Genomic DNA, 17983 nt, shown 5'->3' on the forward strand with positions numbered 1-17983 from the left:
CTCTATGCCTTCGTGAAATCAGCCTTTAGCTTGCACCCCGGCTGTATTCGGGGCGAGGCATGTTCATCGTTTTCCACCAATTGCCGTTGACGGCGATGTTCGTCGTCATCCTGTCGATGAGCGCCCTCGCCTGCTGGCTCCTGATCGGCCTCGTCCGCTTCGCGGTTCCACGCCTCGGTTATCGGCTGGACGAGCCCTTGCCGATCCGCGATTCCATCATCAATGCGAGCGGCGCCTTGTTCGCACTGATGGTCGCCTTTTCAGCAGCCGGCATCTGGAACGATGCCGTTGCCGCGCGTAACGCCGTCCAGCGTGAAGCGGACGCGGTGGAAAGCGCCATGGTCCTTTCGGCTGCGCTCCCTGACGCCGCACGTACCGCATTGCATGAGAGCCTGCGGGCCTATCTCCAGGGCGTGGTGGCCATCGACTGGCCCGCAATGGCCAAGAGCATGCCGCTCGACAATCCGGCCTTCGACCAGTCCGAAAAGCATCTGCTGGGCGCGATCGAATCCGTGTCGCGGCAGGACGCTGCGCTTGCCGGCGCATCAACCTACGCGCCACTGCTCAACCAGCTACTACAGATTCGTCACGCGCGCCTCGCGCGCCTCGCCTCGTCCCAGGCAGGTGTCACCTGGGCGCAATGGTTCGCGATGTGGCTGATTTCGACCGCGACCTTGCTCGCGATCATCGTCTGCAACAGTCACGCCTTTCGCATGCAGATCGTCGCGGCCCATCTCTACGTGCTCGTCGTGTCCGCGGCCTATTTCGTGATTCTGGCGCATGATCGGCCGTTCGTCGGAAAGATATCCGTTGAGCCGACCGCCTTGCAGACCCTCCTCAAGCGCTGAAGCGGCCGGCGACGTCACGTCGAACGGCCTGCGCGATGGACGTGGGAGATGTAAGGGAAGAGGTGGTGCCGCAAGAGGGATTCGAACCCCCGACCCCCTCATTACGAATGAGGTGCTCTACCAGCTGAGCTATTGCGGCGACGGGTGGCGCTGTAACAGCAGGCGGGATGCTTGGCAAGCTGCAAGAGACGCCATGCACATGACCGAGACTTCCAAAGCCTCCGGCCGTCGTCGCCACCGTCAATCCTTGCGCAGCTTCTCCGTCTCCGGCTTCTCCTGGCCGAGCGCGACGATGCCGCGGCGGATGGCGCGGGTGCGGGTGAAATGCTTGTGCAGCGTCTCGCCATCGCCGTAGCGGATGGCGCGGGTGAGCAGGGCGAGGTCCTCGTTGAAGCGGCCGAGCATCTCCAGCACCGCCTCCTTGTTGTGCAGGAAGACGTCGCGCCACATCGTCGGGTCGGAAGCCGCGATGCGCGTGAAATCGCGGAAACCGCCGGCCGAGAACTTGATCACCTCGGACTGCGTCACCGCCTCCAGATCCTCGGCCGTGCCGACGATGTTGTAGGCGATGAGGTGGGGCAAATGACTGGTGACGGCGAGCACGAGATCATGATGCTGCGCGCTCATCACCTCGACCAGCGCGCCCATCCCCTCCCAGAACTGCCGTGTCCTGGCGATGGCCGTGGGGTCAGTGCCTTCTGGTGGGGTCAGGATGCACCAGCGATTGAGGAAGAGGCTGGGGAAGCCTGCGTCGGGACCCGAATTCTCCGTACCGGCGACGGGATGCGCCGGCACGAAGGACACGCCTTCGGGAAGATGCGGCATGACGGCATCGACAACCGCGCCCTTCACCGAACCGACATCGGAGAGAATGGCACCCGGCTTCAGCTCGCTCGCGATCTCCGCCGCAACCGCGCCGCAAGCGCCGACAGGCACGCAGAGGATGACATGATCGGCGTCACGCGCCGCCTCGGCGGCCGTATCCGCAACGACATGGCCGAGAGCGAGCTCGCGCGCCCGCTGGCGAACGGCCTCGTCGCGATCGGCCAGCACGATCGTCCCGGCGAGGTTCAGCTCCTTCGCCGCATGCGCGATCGAGGAGCCAATCAGCCCGATGCCGATGATGGCGAGGCGGGCAAAGACCGGCTCGGAACGGCGCGGCGCGAAGCTTTCCGCCATCTGCGTCAGGCCTTGCCAGCGAGGAAGTCGGCGAGAGCGGAGACGACGAGGCGGTTCGCCTCCTCGGAGCCGATGGTCATGCGCAGCGCATCAGGCAATCCGTAGGACGCGACGGCGCGCAGGATGAGCCCGCGCTGGGTCAGGAAGGCGTCCGCGTCCTTGGCGGTCTTGCCGGGCGTCTTCGTGAAATGGATCAGAACGAAGTTGCCAACCGAGGGGGTGACGGTGAGGCCGAGCTTCTCCAGCTCGGCCGTCGTCCAGGCGAGCCACTTCTCGTTGTGCTCGATCGCGGCCGCGACATGGGCCTCGTCCGTGACCGCTGCGGCGCCGGCCTCGATGGCGGCGCCATTGACGTTGAACGGACCGCGGATGCGCTCGAGCGCATCGACGATGTGAGCCGGCGCATACAGCCAGCCGATCCGCAGATTGGCGAGGCCATAGATCTTCGAGAAGGTGCGCGTCATCACCACATTTTCGCTCTCGGCGACGAGCTCGATGCCGGAGGCGTAGTCGTTGCGACGGACATATTCGGCATAGGCCGCGTCGAGCACGAGCAGGACATGCGGCGGTAGCCCAGCCTGCAGGCGCTTGACCTCGTCGAAGGGCAGATAGGTGCCGGTCGGGTTGTTGGGGTTGGCGAGGAAGACGATCTTCGTCTTCGGCGTCACCGCCGCGAGGATGCCATCGACATCGGCCGTGTAATTCTTCTCGGGCACGACGACCGGCTTGCCGCCTGCGGCGAGGATGGCGATGCGATAAACCAGGAAGCCGTACTGGCTGTAGATGCCCTCGTCACCCTCGCCCAGATAGGCCTTGGTGACGAGCTCGAGCAGTTCATCCGAGCCGTTGCCGCAGATGATCCGCGCCGGGTCGAGGCCGTAGCGTCCGGCGATCGCCTGCTTGAGCCGGCTCGACGAGCCATCGGGGTAGAATTCCAGCTTGCCGACGAGGCCTTCGAAGGCCGCGACCGCCTTCGGACTCGGGCCGAGCGGGGTCTCGTTGGAGGACAGCTTGTGCAGCTTTACGCCGGCGGGCGCGGCGGATTTGCCGGGGACATAGGCTTCGATCTCGAGGACGCCGGGACGTGGGGTCGGGCGGGACGCTGTCGCCATGATGATTGACCTTGCAGCAGGAAACGGTTCAGGCCCGCTCAGCGGGCGGATTTGACGGCGAAGCGCGCGGCGTGACTGCCGACTTCCGAGAAGTCGCTGAGGCCAGCGGGCGCCAGCGCCGCACGGATCGCGGCCTGATCGACCTCGCCGGAGGCGGCGACCAGCAGTGACAGATGCGAGCCGTCCGCGGCCGAAGCCGAGACTTCGGCCAGATGCTCGGCGAGGCTGTGCCGCAGCGCCTCCGACCAGCGCTCGACGCGGGCGGCATAGAGCACGATCTCTCGCACCGCCGCATCGGCCAGCGGCTTGGCGACGCAATAGACCGGCGTGCCGGCCGGATGGTCCGGCCGCTCGATGAAGGGCAGGCGCGCGATGATCTTCGGCTTGTCCGGGCCGATCAGGTCGCGCCACCAGATGCCGGCGCTGGCGCCCTGGTCCATGCGGAAGATGCCGAGATCGCCGGCGGATTCGGCGACCGCCCGGATGACGGCGCGGGCGTCCTCATGCGGGACGAAAGGAACGGTGAAGCCGAAATGGAAGCGGGCGGAATCGCGCATCGCCGGATCGCCACCGGAGACGTCGGCATGGACCGAATAGTTCGCCTGCACATAGGTGAAGGTGGCGATGATGATGCGCCAGATGCTTTCGACCGTGTCGAGCGGCAGAAGCCCCTTATGGCGCAATGCGAGGCGCTTCATCATGTCGGCCTCGCGGCCAGGGCGGAAGGCGGAGCCGGAAGCCTGGGTTTTCTTGACCGCGATCAGCGTCTCGATGATCTGCGAGCGCTCCATCAGCAGCGCATGCATCTCGCTGTCGATGCGGTCGATCCCGGCGCGGAGGTCGGCGAGGGTCGTGGGGGCGGCTTCGGTCATGGCAACGCACTTTCCGGCAAGGCCACGCTCCTTAGCGCTCCCGCCGGCCCTTGGCAAAGCCGGCTGCGCAATCCCGCGTTGACAGCGGCGCGTCGGCACGGCATCGCTAGGGTTCGATTTTCCGAACGCCTGGACCGGCAAGACAAATCTCCCTGCCGAAGCGGACGATATGAGCGATCTTTCTCCCAGCCTGGCCGACCCGCTGAAGGAAGCGAACGAGCCGTCGAGCCTCGTCGCGCGCTTCGGGCCGGAGGCCCCGCTGCTCATGGATTGCGGCATCGTGCTCGACCATTGGCAGATCGCCTATCAGACCTACGGCACGCTCAACGCCGACAAATCGAACGCGATCCTGGTCTGCCACGCTCTGACGGGCGACCAGTACGTGGCCAGCCGCAATCCGATCACCGGCAAGGGCGGCTGGTGGACGGCCATGATCGGGCCGGGCAAGCCGATCGACATCGAGCGCTTCTTCGTAATCTGTGCCAATGTCGTCGGCGGCTGCACGGGAACCACCGGGCCGGCCTCGACCAACCCGGCGACGGGCAAGCCTTGGGGCTTGTCGTTCCCGGTCGTCACCATTCGCGACATGGTGCGGGCACAGGCCGCGCTGATCGACTCGCTCGGCATCGAGACACTCTTCTGCGTCGCCGGCGGTTCGATGGGCGGCATGCAGGTGCTGCAATGGGCTGCGAGCTATCCGGCCCGCGTGTTCTCGGCGCTGCCGCTGGCGACCGGCGCCAAGCATTCGGCCCAGAACATCGCCTTCCACGAGGTCGGGCGACAGGCGGTGATGGCCGATCCGGAATGGCGGCAGGGTCGCTATCTCGAAGAGGGCACGCGGCCATCCAAGGGGCTTTCCGTGGCGCGGATGGGCGCGCACATCACCTACCTCTCGGAGCAGGCGCTGCACCGCAAGTTCGGCCGCAAGCTTCAGGACCGTGAGGCGCCGACTTTCTCCTTCGACGCAGATTTCCAGGTGGAGAGCTATCTCCGCCACCAGGGCCTGAGCTTCGTCGAACGCTTCGATGCCAATTCCTATCTCTACGTCACGCGGGCGATGGATTATTTCGACCTCGCCGCCGACCATGACGGTGTGCTGGCGCGCGCCTTCACCGGCACGAAGACGCGGTTCTGCGTCGCCTCCTTCACTTCGGACTGGCTGTTCCCGACGGCGGATTCCCGCGCGATCGTGCATGCGCTCAACGCGGCCGGCGCCTCGGTCTCCTTCGTCGAACTGGAGAGCGACAAAGGGCACGATGCCTTCCTGCTCGACGAGCCCAATCTCTTCGCCACGACACGCGGCTTCCTGAGTGCAGCGGCGCGGGCGCGAGGGCTCTGACGATGGCGCTGACCGACACTCAGACCAGCCGCATCGACCTCAAGCTCGTCGCGGAGATGGTGCAGCCCGGCACACGCGTGCTCGACGTCGGCTGCGGCGACGGGGCGCTGCTGGCACTGCTGGCCGAGACCCGCAATGTCGATGCACGCGGGATCGAGCTTTCGCGCGAAGGCGTGGCCGATTGCGTCGCGCGCGGCCTCTCGGTGATCCAGGGCGACGCCGATACCGACCTCGCCGATTACCCAGATGACAGCTTCGACTACGTCATCCTCTCGCAGACGATCCAGGCGACGCGCAATCCACGCCTCGTACTGGAGCAGATGCTCAGGATCGGCCGGCGCGCCATCGTCTCCTTCCCGAATTTCGGGCACTGGCGGATGCGTTCCCAGGTGTTCTTCCAAGGCCACATGCCGATGACCGAGGCCCTGCCCTATAGCTGGTGGGACACGCCCAATATCCATTTCTGCACGATCCGTGACTTCGTCGCGCTCTGCGATCTGATCGGCGCGGAAAAGGAACGCGCCGTCGCGCTCGACGCCGCCGGCGGCAAGGTCGGCGTCAACGCGCCCTGGTGGTTCTGGAACCTGTTCGGCGCGCAGGCCGTGTTCCTGCTGAAGCGGGGGTAGGCAAAGCCGCCTTGCCGAAAACGAAAAAGGGCCGCTCGCGCGGCCCTTTCCTGTCCGTCTGCCGGGCAGAGCTCAGTTCAGAGCGACCCCGGCCGGCCGCCTCTCCTTCACGGCCGCGACATGGCCCAGCATCAGCGAGCCAGGCCCGACGGTGATCGGCACGGTCTCGCCATCGACGATCTCGCCGGCCAGGATGGCTTCCGCCAGCGGATCCTGAACGAACTTCTGGATCACGCGCTTCAGCGGGCGGGCGCCGTAAGCCGGGTCGTAGCCCTTGTCGGCCAGCCAATCGCGCGCCTCCTTCGAGAGCTCGAGCGTGATCTTGCGATCGGTCAGCAGCTTCTGCAGGCGAGCCATCTGGATATCGACGATCTTGTCCATGTCCTTCCGCCGCAGGCGATGGAACAGGATGATGTCGTCGATCCGGTTCAGGAACTCCGGCCGGAAGGCATGGCGAACCACGCCCATGACCTCGTCGCGCACCGCGTCGCTGTCCTGCCCCTCGGGCTGGTTCACCAGGAACTCCGAACCGAGGTTCGAGGTCATGATGATCAGCACGTTGCGGAAGTCGACCGTGCGCCCCTGTCCATCGGTGAGGCGCCCGTCATCGAGAACCTGCAGCAGGACGTTGAACACGTCCGGATGCGCCTTCTCGATCTCGTCGAAGAGCACGACCTGATAGGGCCGGCGACGAACCGCCTCGGTCAGGGCCCCGCCCTCCTCATAGCCGACATAGCCGGGAGGTGCGCCGATGAGCCGGGCGACCGAGTGCTTCTCCATGTACTCGGACATGTCGATGCGCAGCAGCGCCGTGTCGTCGTCGAACAGGAACGAGGCCAGGGCCTTGGTCAGCTCCGTCTTGCCGACGCCGGTGGGGCCGAGGAACATGAAGGAGCCGATCGGGCGATTGGGGTCTTGGAGACCGGCGCGGGCGCGACGGACCGCAGTCGAAACCGCATCCACCGCCTCACGCTGCCCGACGACGCGGGAGCCGAGAACCTCCTCCATGCGGAGCAGTTTCTCCTTCTCGCCTTCGAGCATGCGGTCGACAGGCACGCCGGTCCAGCGGCTGACGACCTGCGCGACATGGTCCGGCGTCACCGCCTCCTCGACCATGCCAGCACCCTCGCCCTTCTCCTCGATCTCGGCCAGCGTCTTCTCAAGCTGCGGGATCTCGCCATAGGCGAGCTCGCCCGCCCGCTGATACTCGCCCTTGCGCTGTGCCTGGGCGAGCTCGTTACGGGCATTGTCGAGCTTGGTCTTCAACTCCGCGGCATGGCCGAGCTTGTCCTTCTCGGCCTTCCACTTGGTCGTGATGGTGTCGGATCGCGACTCCAGATCGGCCAGCTCGGATTCGAGCCGCTTCAACCGCTCCTTCGAGCCGGCGTCGTTCTCCTTCTTGAGCGCTTCCTGCTCGATCTTCAGCCGCACGATCTCCCGATCGATCGAATCCAGCTCCTCGGGCTTGGAATCGACCTGCATGCGCAGACGCGCCGCGGCCTCGTCGACCAGGTCGATCGCCTTGTCGGGCAGGAAGCGGTCGGTGATGTAGCGGTTCGAGAGGGTCGCAGCCGAGACCAGCGCCGAATCCGCGATGCGGACGCGGTGGTGCTGCTCGTACTTCTCCTTCAAGCCGCGCAGGATCGAGATGGTGTCCTCGACCGTCGGCTCCTCGACGAAGACGGGCTGAAAACGCCGCGCCAGCGCCGCATCCTTCTCGACGTATTTGCGATACTCATCGAGCGTGGTCGCGCCGATGCAGTGCAGCTCGCCGCGCGCCAGAGCCGGCTTCAGCAGGTTGGACGCATCCATCGCACCGTCGGTCTTGCCGGCGCCAACGAGCGTGTGCATCTCGTCGATGAACAGGATGACGCCGCCATCCGAGGCCGAGACCTCGGTCAGCACGGCCTTCAGCCGCTCCTCGAACTCTCCGCGATATTTGGCACCGGCGATCAGCGCGCCCATGTCGAGTGCGAGCAGTTCCTTGTCCTTGAGGCTCTCGGGCACGTCGCCATTGACGATGCGCAGCGCGAGGCCCTCGGCGATGGCGGTCTTGCCGACGCCGGGCTCGCCGATCAGGACAGGGTTGTTCTTGGTCCGGCGCGACAGCACCTGGATGGTGCGGCGGATCTCCTCGTCGCGGCCGATGACCGGGTCGAGCTTACCTTCGCGCGCCGCGGCGGTGAGGTCGCGTGCGTATTTCTTCAGCGCGTCATAAGCCTGCTCGGCCGAAGCGGAATCGGCGGTGCGGCCCTTGCGGATCGCCTCGATCGCGGCATTCAGCGCCTGCGGCGTCACGCCGGCCTTGGAGAGAGCCTTGCCGGCCTCAGTGTCCTTCTCGATCGCCAGCGCGAGCAGAAGCCGCTCGACCGTGACGAAGGAGTCGCCAGCCTTCTCCGCCGCCTTCTCGGCGGTGTCGAAAACGCGGGCCAGACCCGGCGTCAGGTTGAGGCCGCCCGAGCCGCCCGAAACCTTCGGAAGCTTCGCCAGCGCCTGGTCGACGAGCTGCAGCGCGACCCGCGACTGGCCGCCAGCCCGGTCGATCAGGCCGGCTGCCATGCCCTCATTGTCGTCGAGCAGCGCCTTCAGCAGATGCTCCGAGGTGAACTGCTGGTTCCCCTCCCGCAAGGCGATCGTCTGTGCCGCCTGGAGAAAGCCCTTCGCCCGATCCGTATATTTCTCAATGTTCATGTAAAATCACTCCGCCCGCGAAACCCGCCCCGTGGCGACGTGTTCCGCTGCCCTTTCATCAAGATGGGGCGCCGCTAGGGGCCGCCCCTCGCTCTCCAAGATAGTGTGGCATCCGCGCAACGGAAGAGGGGGACCCCACAATTGACCCGAGGGCTGCGACAGGCCCAGATCGGGCATGGCCGGAACCAAGCGACAGCAGGCGATTCGCAAGGCGCTGAGGGCGCTGGCGCCCGGCATTCCGCTTTCCGACGCCGAGGCCGTGATCGCGCTGGCCGAGCGGCGACACATGAAGGACCTGCCGCCCTCGACTGCGCTGTGGCTCGCGCTCGGCAGTCATGTCCGCCACGTCCATACCGACTATGAGCGACTGCTGGCCGAGGGTTACGACCGCGATGCAGCGCGCTTCTTCGTCGCCGACGATACCGACGCGGTCCTTGCCGAATGGGGCTGCCAGCGCTCGGTCAGCGAAGGCGAGGATGTGGAGGACTGATCGAAACGGATACAGAATTTGATCTGTCAGGGAGCCGGAAGGCGGATATGGTCCCGGCCAGTCTTCAACCTGTCGGACAGACCATGCGCATCGAGACGCTCTACCGCTACCCCGTGAAGGGGCTCTCGCCCGAGCGCGTGGCCGAGGCCGCCCTCGCAGATGGCGGCTTCTTTCCGGGCGACCGGCTCTTCGCCATCGAGAACGGCCCGTCCGGCTTCGACCCCGCCGAGCCCGTCCACCAGCCCAAGATCAAATACCTGATGCTGATGCGTAACGAGTCGCTGGCGCGCCTGAAGACCCGCTACGATGATGCCAGCGGCGACCTCGTCATCCGCCTTGACGGCAAGGAGGCACTCCGCGCCGCTACCGCGACCGAGGCAGGTCGTGCCGCGCTCACCCGTTTTTTCGAAGACTTCATGCCGGAAGAACTGCGGGGCGCACCGAAGCTGCTGACGGCCCTGCCGCCATACCGCTTCACCGATTCCCGCTCGGGTTTCGTCTCGATCATCAATCTCGCCAGCGTCGCCGATCTCGAAGGCCGGCTCGGGCGACCGATCGATCCCTTGCGCTTCCGCGGCAATCTGATGGTGAGCGGTCTGGCGCCTTGGGCGGAGAACGACCTCGTCGGTCGTGACATCGAAGGGCCCGAGGGCCTGAAGCTGCAGGTCATCAAGCGAATCGAGCGCTGCGCCGCCACCAATGTCGACCCGGACAGCGGCGCCCGCGACATGCAGATCCCCAAGGCGCTGATGCAGAACTACGGCCATGTCGACTGCGGCATCTACTGCCGCATCATCGCGGGCGGGACGCTGAAGGAAGGGGACATCCTCACGCCGGACGAGGCTCCCGCCGAACTCGGCGTGGCCTGACCCGCACCTCAAGACACGAAAAAGGGCCCTTGCGGGCCCTCTTTTGATTTCTGCCGTGCCCGAGGCTTACTCGGCCGGGCCATCGGCCTCGGAGCCGAGCGCGTCCATGACCTCGCGCGGCGAACGACGACGGCGCGTCCGCTTGACCGGGGCCTCAGCCTCGACGGGCGCTTCCTCGGCCTTCTCGACCGGCGCCGCTGCTGCAGGTTCCGCGGCAACCGGCTCGACGGGAGCCGGGGCCGGAGCACGGACCGGATTGGTCAGGAAGGACGGCAGGGCGCCAGAGACGTCTTCCGCCTCGGGCTCAGGCTGCCGCTCGCGGCGCGGGCGACGCTCGCCACGCTGCGGGCGCTCGGAACGCTCCTGACGCTCGAAGGAACGCTCGACCTGCGGCTGCTCGGCGGCGACCTCCATGGTCTCTTCGGTGCTGCCCACAGGGATGTCGGAGCGCGGCGCGTCGGGGCGCGGCGCATAGCCACCCTGGCCGCCTTCGCCATTGCGATCGAAACGACGATCGCCACGATCCTGCCGATCAAAACGGCGCTCGTTGCGGTCGTTGTTGAAGCGTTCCCGCCGGTTCTGCCGATCGAAGCGCTGACCGCCGCCCTGCTGCTGGCCTTCGCCGGCCTCGCCTTCGGCACGCTGGCCGCCATGACCGTTATAGCCGTTGCCGTTTATGTGGCCGTTCGGACCACGGAAATCCGGCTGCGGCCCGGTGCCGGGCTGGAAGCCACCCTGCCCGTCTTCGTCGCCCTCCTCCTCGAGATCGTCCTCGACCTCGACGAAGGCGCGGTTCGGCGGGAAGGTATGGCCGAATTGCTGCGTCATCTGCTCCTGCGCCGCGAGCAGGATGCGATAATAGTGCTCGGCGTGCTGGAAATAGCTCTCGGCAGCAACGGTGTCGCCCGACGACTGAGCATCACGCGCAAGCTGCAAATACTTCTCGGCGACATGCTGCGCCGTGCCGCGAACCTTTACGTCCGGCCCGTTGGATTCGTAGCTACGCTGCAACGGGTTTGGAGATTTACGATTGCCGTTATTGTTGCCGTTATTGTTACGGCCGCGCATACGCCGGTTCTGACCTGGTCTCATTCGCGTCTGTCTCGCGCTTCTGTGTTCAAAGCAACCGTGGCGTCGTCATGCGCGTTTCGACACACAGCGGGTTGCGACGCTGTGTCGGACTGAGTGGACCTGAAGGGGCCTTGCGCCGTTTCTGGTCTTCACGCGCTCTTATCCAAAAGGGGGGCCAACCCCGTAAGCCGATGGGCGCCGCAGCGCCTTCGGTGTCCAAACTGGTTCGTCAGTTGCATCGCTTCAGGAACACGCCCGCAAACAACGCTGATCTTGAGCAAAGGCCTGCCGTTCAAGGGGCTGCCCAACGCTCCGGCTCCGACGCCGCCAGCTTCGGCTGGAAGCTGCATAACCGCTTTTGGCTGCTTCTCCAAGCGAAATCGACCAAAAGCCTGTGCATTTCAAGCGGGCGCGAAGATCAGAGCCCGCTCATGCCCCCCAAGATCGTAACGGCTCGCCTGCAGTTCAAGTCCTTCAGCCGCCATCATCGCAACGACATCTGGCTTCTGACCGGCGCCGATCTCGAAGACGATGAAGCCGCCCGGCGCGAGCAGTCGCGGCAGGCCACGTGCAAAGATGCGATAGGGAGCGAGCCCGTCAGGGCCACCGTCGAGCGCCAGCCGTGGATCATGCTCGCGCACCTCGACCGACAGCGTCGCGATCTCGGGCGCCGGAATATAGGGCGGGTTCGAGACGATCAGATCGAAGGAACCGTCCAACCCCTCGGTCCAGTTGCCCTGGCGGAAAGAAGCGCGCGCGGCCACCCCGTTCAACGCGGCATTGCCGGCCGCGGTGCGGCACGCCTCGTCGGAAAGATCGATTCCGAGCCCCGTCGCCTGCCGGCACTCGCTCAGCAGGGCGATGAGCAGGCAGCCCGTTCCCGTGCCCAGATCGAGCATGGAAAGCGCCTCGCCTCGACGCCGGCCCAGCTGCTCCAGCGCTGCCTCGACGATCGTCTCGCTGTCTGGCCGTGGCTCCAGCGTCGCGGGCGAAAGGTGGAAGGTCAGCCCCCAGAATTCCCGTTCGCCCAGGATGCGCCAGACTGGCTCGCCGGCAAGCCGCCGACGGAGGAAACCGGCGAGTCTCGTCACGGCGGCGGCGTCGAGCAAACGATCCGGGTCGAGCTGGCGCGTCTCCAGGCTTCCCTCAAGCAGAAGCCGGGCATCGAGACCTGCCGTATCGATCCCGGCCTTGCGCAGAGCCTGAACGGCGAGACGCCGCGCCTCCCTCACGGTCGGCACGGCGCCCTCCCCTAGCTTCGCAACAGCCCCCGGGGCCGTCGATTCAGCCGAACTCAGTTGCCCGTCATCTTCTGGTTGACGCACTGCCGCATCTTGATGCGCAGCGACTTCTTGCTCTCGCGAGTGCCCCGCATCTCGGCTCGGCAGGCCTTGTTGGCCTGAGCCTGCGTCATGGCACCCTGGACCGACGCCGGCGGGCCGGAGGTCGTGATCTTGCGGAGCGTCTTCTCCTGGGCCTGCGAAGCCCCGGACAGCGCCACGGCCATCAGGCCGGCCATCGCGATGGTCGAAAACGTCTTGATCATGGGAAGCTGCCCCCGTTGCTGGTGTCGATACGTCACCAACGCCGTCGGAGCGATTTGGTTTCATCGCCGCCATCTCAGGCGATGCCTTCTTCGGATAGCAGCTTCGCCTGATGCTCAGCCGTCAGGGCATCGATGATCTCATCGAGCACGAGCCCCTGCATCATCTCGTCGAGCTTGTAGAGAGTCAGGTTGATGCGGTGGTCCGTGACACGCCCTTGCGGGAAGTTGTAGGTGCGGATGCGCTCTGACCTGTCGCCCGAGCCGACCTGGGCTCGTCGGTCGGCCGCGCGTTCGGCATCGGCACGGTTGCGCTCGAGGTCATAGAGACGGGCGCGCAGCAATTCGTAGGCGCGCGCCTTGTTCTTGTGCTGCGAGCGTTCGTCCTGCACCAGCACGACGGTATTGGTCGGAATATGGGTGAGGCGCACCGCCGATTCGGTCTTGTTGACGTGCTGGCCGCCAGCGCCACCGGAGCGCAGCGTATCGATGCGGATATCGGCATCGTTGAGGGCGACATCGACATCTGTCGCCAGAGGTAGCGTGGCGACGGTCGCGGCCGAGGTGTGGATGCGCCCGCTCGCCTCGGTGTCGGGCACGCGCTGGACGCGGTGGACACCGGATTCGAACTTCAACCGGGCATAGACGCCACGGCCGTTGATCTCGGCGATGACCTCCTTGTAGCCGCCGACCGTGCCTTCGCTTTCGGTCAGGACATCGACGCTCCAGCCCTGCTGGGCGGCGTAGCGCTGGTACATGCGCAGCAGGTCGCCGGCGAAAAGCGAGGCCTCGTCACCACCGGTGCCGGCGCGAATTTCGAGGATGACGCCGCGCTCGTCGGCAGCATCCTTCGGCAGCAGCGCAATCAGGATCTCTCTCGCGCGCGCCTCGATCTCGGTCCGGGCAGCATCCCGCTCCTCATAGGCGAGATCGCGGAACTCGGGATCGGTCGCCGGATCGGCGATCAGCGCCTCGGCTTCGGTCAGCGTCGCCTGCGCCTGGCGCCAGGAGGCGATCGCCGCAACGACGGGATCGAGCTCCGCAAGCTCCTTCGCCAGCTCGACGGTGCGCGTGGGGTCACTCGCATGGTTGATCTCCTCGGTCGCGGCAGCGTGACGCGCCACGATGCCGTCGAGACGATCCTGTGGAAGCTGTAGGGACATGGGGAAACTCTTGAAATCAACAGTTGCGGACCGCGCGACGGAGAGCGGCGCTAGACCGGCACCTTGAACTCGGAAGCGAAGGCGGCAAGCTGCGGCCGAAGATTGATCGTGCCTTCGGGCGAGGCGAGCATCCAGTCGAGCCGCTCGCGAAGCTTGCCCGCATCCAGGCCACGCAGCATCGCCTTGACCGGGCCGATCGAGGCGGCCGACATCGAGAAGGCCCGATAGCCAAGCCCGATCAGCGCCATGGTCTCCAGTGGCCTGCCGCCCATCTCGCCGCAGACGGTCACCGGACAGCGCGCCTCACCCGCGGCATCGATGATCCGTCGCAGGGCCCGCAGGGCGCCGACGCTGAGCGGATCGAAACGATCGGCGACGCGCTTGTTCTCGCGATCGGCGGCGAAAAGGAACTGCATCAGATCGTTGGTGCCGATCGAGAGGAAATCCGCCTCCTGCGCGATCTCCTGCAATTCGAACAGCAGCGACGGCACCTCGACCATCACCCCGACCCGCAGGTCGCGCGGCGATGCGACACCCTGCTTCTCCAGCATTGCCTGTTCGCGATTCAGGATGACGCGCGCCCGGCGGAACTCCTCGGTCGTCGCGACCATCGGCAGCATGATCTTGAGGTCGCGCCCGGCACCGGCCCGCAGCATCGCGCGGAGCTGCGCCCGGAGCAGCCGCGGCTTGTCGAGGCCGATGCGGATCGCCCGCCAGCCGAGCGCGGGATTCTCCTCTTCGACCCGTTCCATATAGGGCAGCACCTTGTCGCCGCCGATATCGAGCGTGCGGAAGGTGACCGGGCGATGCTCGGCGGCGTCGAGCACGGCCGCGTAGAGCGCCTGCTGCTCACCGGTGGTCGGCATGTGCTGCGCCACCATGAACTGCAGCTCGGTGCGAAACAGCCCGATGCCGGAGGCGGCCGTCGCGGCGATGTTCGGCATGTCGATGATGAGGCCGGCATTGATCTGCAGAACGATATCGACACCATCCTTGGTGATGGCCGGCAGTTCCTTCAGCTTCTCGTATTGCTTCTGCTTGCGCGCGCGGAGCCGCGCCTTGTCCTTGTAGGCGTTCTCGACGTCCGGCTGCGGGCGGATCTGCACCTCGCCGGCCTGGCCGTCGACGATGATGGCATCACCTGCCTGCACCAGCGCCGTCGCATTGACGACCTCGCCAACAGCCGGAATGCCGAGCGCGCGAGCGACGATGGCGATGTGGCTCGCCGGCCCGCCCTCCTCGAGCAGGAGGCCCCGCAGATGTGACCGATCGTAATCCAGCAGAGCGGCAGGGCCCATCGAGCGCGCCACCAGGATGGCGTTCTCCGGCAGGTTTTCCCGAGCGACGCCGTTGGCTTTGCCCGTCAGCGTCCGCAGCAGGCGATTCGCGAGATCGTCGAGATCGTGCAGGCGCTCACGCAGGTAAGGATCGGTCTGGCGCATCATCCTGGCGCGGGTATCGGACTGCACACGCTCGACCGCGGCCTCGGCGGTGAGGCCCGTCAGCACGACCTCGCGCATGCGACGCAGCCAGCCCTGGTCATGGGCGAACATGCGAAAGGTCTCGAGCACGTCACGATGCTCGCCGGTATGGGCGACATCGCCGCGCTCGATCAACTCGTCGATCGAGGCGCGCATCTCGCCGATCGCAGCCTCGAGCCGCGTCACCTCGGCAGCCGGATTCTCTGCGATGAGATTGGTGATGGCGACGCGCGGTTCGTGCAACACCGCATGTCCGAGGCCGACGCCGTCGGCCAGCGAGACACCGACGCCGTGGATCGCCCGGTCGAGTCCAATGGATGCACCGGGCGCCGCCAGGGACTTCAGCCCGCCGGCCGCGATCATCTCCGCCATGATCATGGCGGTGGTCTGCAGCGTCTCGATTTCCTCCTCGGAATAGATCCGGGAGGCGCGGTTCTGAATGACGAGCACGCCCATCACGGCGCCGCCCCGCAGGATCGGCACGCCGAGGAAGGAACGGTAGACCTCTTCGCCTGTCTCCGGACGATAGGAGAAGGCCGGATGCGCCTGCGCATCCGAGAGAGCGAGCGGCTCGGCCTCGCTGGCGATCAGGCCGACGAGCCCCTCGCCGGCGCGCATGGTGGTGAGGTGCACCGCCTCGCGATTGAGACCTTCGGTCGCGTAGAGTTCGAGCGAGCCATCCTCGCGCAGGACGTAAACCGAGCAGACTTCGGCGACGAGATTGCCGGCGATCAGGACGACAAGCCGGTCCAGTCGCTCCTGCGGGCTGATGGACGCGGCCATCACCTCGCGGAGGCGGCGCAGCAGAACGCCCGGTCCTCCGAGAGCGCCTCGCATCGATCTCAGCCCTCCGCCCGCCTCCTCAGCCATCGACGATACGATGCCTGTCCTGACCCTGAGTCGCCCACTCGGATCATTGCGCCTTCTAGCGACGAAAGCCCGCCTTCGGCAAGGGGCGGCTGCGAGGGGAGTGACATGACAGGCCCTGACTAGCCGTTTTCCACCTGCGACCTATCCGCCCCGCCCTCAGCGAACGAGCGTCAGATGTCCGCTCTCCGCCGGCACGGCATTCCGCTTTCGCCCTGCAGGAACGGGGCGGCCCTTGACCTCCCCCCGGTCCAAGACCGCCGCGCGCGGCTTCCGGCTCGTCCCCCGCGCCGGCGCATCCACCTTGCGTGGTGGTTCGGCAATCTCGGCCTCGACAGGCGAGCGGGTGAGCGCATCCAGGTAGCGCTGCGTCCACCAGTGGATGCCGCTCGTCTCGATGACGTGATAGAGCGCCTCGAACCGGCGGATGCGCTCGCTCTTCGGCATCGCCAGCGCGGTGCGGATCGCCTCCGCCACTTCATGCGTGTCGTAGGGATTGACGATCAACGCCTCGCCGAGCTGCTGGGCGGCCCCGGCGAAGCGGGAAAGCACGAGCACGCCGGGATCAGCCGGGTTCTGGGCTGCGACATATTCCTTGGCGACGAGATTCATGCCGTCACGCATCGGCGTGACGAGGCCGACTTCAGCACGGCGGTAAAAGCCGGCCAATGCCGTGCGGGAATAGGCTTTCTTGACGACGCGGATCGGCGTCCAGTCGAATTCGCCGATCTGGGCGTTGAGACGGCCGGCGACCTCATCGGACATCCGGTCGAGCTCGGCATATTCCGGCACGTCGCTACGCGAAGGCGGTGCGATCTGCAGGAGACTGACCCGGCCGCGCTCGTCCGGATGGCTCTGCAGGAACTGGCCAAAAGCCTCGAGGCGCTGGACGATGCCCTTGGAATAATCGAGGCGGTCGACACCGATCACCAGCTTGCGCTCGCCGAGCGATTCCCGCGTGGCCCTCAGCGGGGTCGCAGCCTGCCGGACAGAGGCGGCGGCGAGGCGGCGGAACGCCTCGACATCGATTCCGATCGGGAAGGACTGCACCGCCGTCTCGCGCACACCGAGACGGACACGCCGCCCGTCCGTTCGCGCGCCGCACATATCCACGAGGCAGCCGATCAGATTGCGGGCATCCACCTCGGTCTGCATGCCAACGAGATCGTAGGCGGCCAATGTCCGAACCAACGTCGTACTGAACGGCAGGGCCGACAGAACATCCGCCGACGGCCAGGGGATATGGTGGAAATAGCCGATCCGGTTGGTGACGCCACGGCGGCGCAGCTCGGCCGCCAGCGGGATCAAATGATAGTCGTGGATCCAGATGACGTCGTCCGGCTGGATCATGCGGGTCAGTTCGCGGGCAAAGCGCCGGTTGACGCCGAGATAACCTATGTAGTCGCTGCGCTGGAACTCGGTCAGCCCCAGACGGTAATGCATGATCGGCCAGAGCGCGCGGTTCGAAAAACCGAGATAATAGCTCTCCCGCTCCGCCTCGCTGAGATCAGTCACGGCGTAGGTCACGTTGCCGCGCTGGGTCTCGCGCAACTGCCGGGCCGCGCCGACCACGCCGCTCCAGCCGAACCACAGGCCGCCATGCCGTTCCAGCGCCTCACGCAACGCGACCGCGAGCCCCCCTGCCGCCGCCTTTTCATGACGATCGGGAATGGTGACGCGGTTCGAGACGACGACAAGACGCATAAGCGACGAATTCTCCGAAGGAAGGCCGCCCGATTTTCGCCATCGGCGGCAGGAACAGAACGCCGTGAAAGGCGTAATGTTTCCGTGAGGCAGGGCCGGCGGCGTGGCGAAGCAGTGGCGGCCTTGCG

15 protein-coding genes and 1 tRNA gene are annotated in these 17983 nt (G+C 66.2%); 5 read left to right on the forward strand and 11 right to left on the reverse strand.

Annotation, left to right across the window (positions count from 1 at the left end; translation table 11 throughout):
* The first annotated feature begins 197 nt into the window (after window positions 1-197).
* Window positions 198-848, forward strand: coding sequence for a bestrophin-like domain (locus CE453_RS22715; protein ID WP_157733152.1), 651 nt, complete (start codon window positions 198-200; stop codon window positions 846-848).
* A 63-nt stretch (window positions 849-911) separates the two neighbouring features.
* Here the strand turns inward: CE453_RS22715 and CE453_RS22720 are convergent.
* The 4 genes from CE453_RS22720 to CE453_RS22735 form a co-directional block, all read right to left on the reverse strand.
* Window positions 912-987, reverse strand: a tRNA-Thr gene (locus CE453_RS22720).
* A gap of 101 nt (window positions 988-1088) precedes the next feature.
* The gene (locus CE453_RS22725; protein ID WP_089176635.1) at window positions 1089-2027 is read right to left on the reverse strand and encodes a prephenate/arogenate dehydrogenase family protein; all 939 of its coding nucleotides are present in this window, start codon (window positions 2025-2027) and stop codon (window positions 1089-1091) included.
* Between the two features lie 5 nt (window positions 2028-2032).
* Window positions 2033-3139 carry a histidinol-phosphate transaminase gene (gene hisC / locus CE453_RS22730; RefSeq protein ID WP_089176636.1) on the reverse strand — a complete coding sequence of 369 codons (1107 nt, stop codon included), beginning with the start codon at window positions 3137-3139 and terminating at the stop codon, window positions 2033-2035.
* Between the two features lie 38 nt (window positions 3140-3177).
* Window positions 3178-4011: a chorismate mutase gene (locus CE453_RS22735; protein ID WP_089176637.1), complete on the reverse strand. Its 834-nt coding sequence runs from the start codon at window positions 4009-4011 to the stop codon at window positions 3178-3180.
* A gap of 169 nt (window positions 4012-4180) precedes the next feature.
* On the opposite strand from CE453_RS22735, the gene metX reads away from it, so the two are divergent.
* Window positions 4181-5350: a homoserine O-acetyltransferase MetX gene (metX, locus tag CE453_RS22740; RefSeq protein ID WP_089176638.1), complete on the forward strand. Its 1170-nt coding sequence runs from the start codon at window positions 4181-4183 to the stop codon at window positions 5348-5350.
* A gap of 2 nt (window positions 5351-5352) precedes the next feature.
* Window positions 5353-5976, forward strand: coding sequence for a methionine biosynthesis protein MetW (gene metW / locus CE453_RS22745; protein ID WP_089176639.1), 624 nt, complete (start codon window positions 5353-5355; stop codon window positions 5974-5976).
* A 72-nt stretch (window positions 5977-6048) separates the two neighbouring features.
* Here metW and clpB read toward each other — a convergent pair whose 3' ends face one another.
* Window positions 6049-8667, reverse strand: coding sequence for an ATP-dependent chaperone ClpB (gene clpB, locus CE453_RS22750; RefSeq protein WP_089176640.1), 2619 nt, complete (start codon window positions 8665-8667; stop codon window positions 6049-6051).
* Between the two features lie 175 nt (window positions 8668-8842).
* On the opposite strand from clpB, the gene CE453_RS22755 reads away from it, so the two are divergent.
* Both CE453_RS22755 and CE453_RS22760 read left to right on the forward strand, forming a co-directional pair.
* Window positions 8843-9157, forward strand: a complete 315-nt coding sequence (locus tag CE453_RS22755) for a DUF2293 domain-containing protein (protein WP_089176641.1) — start codon at window positions 8843-8845, stop codon at window positions 9155-9157.
* Between the two features lie 83 nt (window positions 9158-9240).
* On the forward strand, window positions 9241-10026 hold the full coding sequence (locus CE453_RS22760; protein WP_089178103.1) for an MOSC domain-containing protein: 786 nt from the start codon (window positions 9241-9243) through the stop codon (window positions 10024-10026).
* A gap of 66 nt (window positions 10027-10092) precedes the next feature.
* Here the strand turns inward: CE453_RS22760 and CE453_RS22765 are convergent, their stop codons facing one another.
* From CE453_RS22765 to otsA, 6 genes are all read right to left on the reverse strand, one after another.
* Window positions 10093-11094 (reverse strand): DUF4167 domain-containing protein, encoded by a 1002-nt coding sequence (locus tag CE453_RS22765; protein ID WP_198302185.1) that lies wholly within the window; start codon window positions 11092-11094, stop codon window positions 10093-10095.
* Between the two features lie 404 nt (window positions 11095-11498).
* Window positions 11499-12338, reverse strand: a complete 840-nt coding sequence (gene prmC / locus CE453_RS22770) for a peptide chain release factor N(5)-glutamine methyltransferase (RefSeq protein ID WP_248307847.1) — start codon at window positions 12336-12338, stop codon at window positions 11499-11501.
* A gap of 53 nt (window positions 12339-12391) precedes the next feature.
* Window positions 12392-12643 (reverse strand): hypothetical protein, encoded by a 252-nt coding sequence (locus CE453_RS29335; protein ID WP_248307848.1) that lies wholly within the window; start codon window positions 12641-12643, stop codon window positions 12392-12394.
* Between the two features lie 74 nt (window positions 12644-12717).
* Window positions 12718-13803 (reverse strand): peptide chain release factor 1, encoded by a 1086-nt coding sequence (gene prfA, locus CE453_RS22775; RefSeq protein ID WP_089176643.1) that lies wholly within the window; start codon window positions 13801-13803, stop codon window positions 12718-12720.
* 50 nt (window positions 13804-13853) lie between these two features.
* The gene (gene ptsP, locus CE453_RS22780) at window positions 13854-16121 is read right to left on the reverse strand and encodes a phosphoenolpyruvate--protein phosphotransferase (protein WP_089176644.1); all 2268 of its coding nucleotides are present in this window, start codon (window positions 16119-16121) and stop codon (window positions 13854-13856) included.
* Between the two features lie 189 nt (window positions 16122-16310).
* Window positions 16311-17855 carry an alpha,alpha-trehalose-phosphate synthase (UDP-forming) gene (gene otsA / locus CE453_RS22785; protein WP_089176645.1) on the reverse strand — a complete coding sequence of 515 codons (1545 nt, stop codon included), beginning with the start codon at window positions 17853-17855 and terminating at the stop codon, window positions 16311-16313.
* Window positions 17856-17983 lie beyond the last annotated feature (128 nt).

The sequence above is a fragment of the Bosea sp. AS-1 genome, assembly GCF_002220095.1.
Taxonomy (GTDB): Bacteria; Pseudomonadota; Alphaproteobacteria; order Rhizobiales; family Beijerinckiaceae; genus Allobosea.

Excerpts from the sequence above, each read along its gene's own strand:
- CE453_RS22735 (WP_089176637.1), bottom strand. The coding sequence starts at position 4,011 with ATGACCGAAGCCGCCCCCACGACCCTCGCCGACCTCCGCGCCGGGATC.
- metX (WP_089176638.1), top strand. The coding sequence starts at position 4,181 with ATGAGCGATCTTTCTCCCAGCCTGGCCGACCCGCTGAAGGAAGCGAAC.
- CE453_RS29335 (WP_248307848.1), bottom strand. The coding sequence starts at position 12,643 with ATGATCAAGACGTTTTCGACCATCGCGATGGCCGGCCTGATGGCCGTG.
- clpB (WP_089176640.1), bottom strand. The coding sequence starts at position 8,667 with ATGAACATTGAGAAATATACGGATCGGGCGAAGGGCTTTCTCCAGGCG.
- CE453_RS22755 (WP_089176641.1), top strand. The coding sequence starts at position 8,843 with ATGGCCGGAACCAAGCGACAGCAGGCGATTCGCAAGGCGCTGAGGGCG.
- CE453_RS22760 (WP_089178103.1), top strand. The coding sequence starts at position 9,241 with ATGCGCATCGAGACGCTCTACCGCTACCCCGTGAAGGGGCTCTCGCCC.
- ptsP (WP_089176644.1), bottom strand. The coding sequence starts at position 16,121 with ATGCGAGGCGCTCTCGGAGGACCGGGCGTTCTGCTGCGCCGCCTCCGC.
- otsA (WP_089176645.1), bottom strand. The coding sequence starts at position 17,855 with ATGCGTCTTGTCGTCGTCTCGAACCGCGTCACCATTCCCGATCGTCAT.
- metW (WP_089176639.1), top strand. The coding sequence starts at position 5,353 with ATGGCGCTGACCGACACTCAGACCAGCCGCATCGACCTCAAGCTCGTC.
- CE453_RS22765 (WP_198302185.1), bottom strand. The coding sequence starts at position 11,094 with ATGCGCGGCCGTAACAATAACGGCAACAATAACGGCAATCGTAAATCT.
- CE453_RS22725 (WP_089176635.1), bottom strand. The coding sequence starts at position 2,027 with ATGGCGGAAAGCTTCGCGCCGCGCCGTTCCGAGCCGGTCTTTGCCCGC.
- hisC (WP_089176636.1), bottom strand. The coding sequence starts at position 3,139 with ATGGCGACAGCGTCCCGCCCGACCCCACGTCCCGGCGTCCTCGAGATC.
- prfA (WP_089176643.1), bottom strand. The coding sequence starts at position 13,803 with ATGTCCCTACAGCTTCCACAGGATCGTCTCGACGGCATCGTGGCGCGT.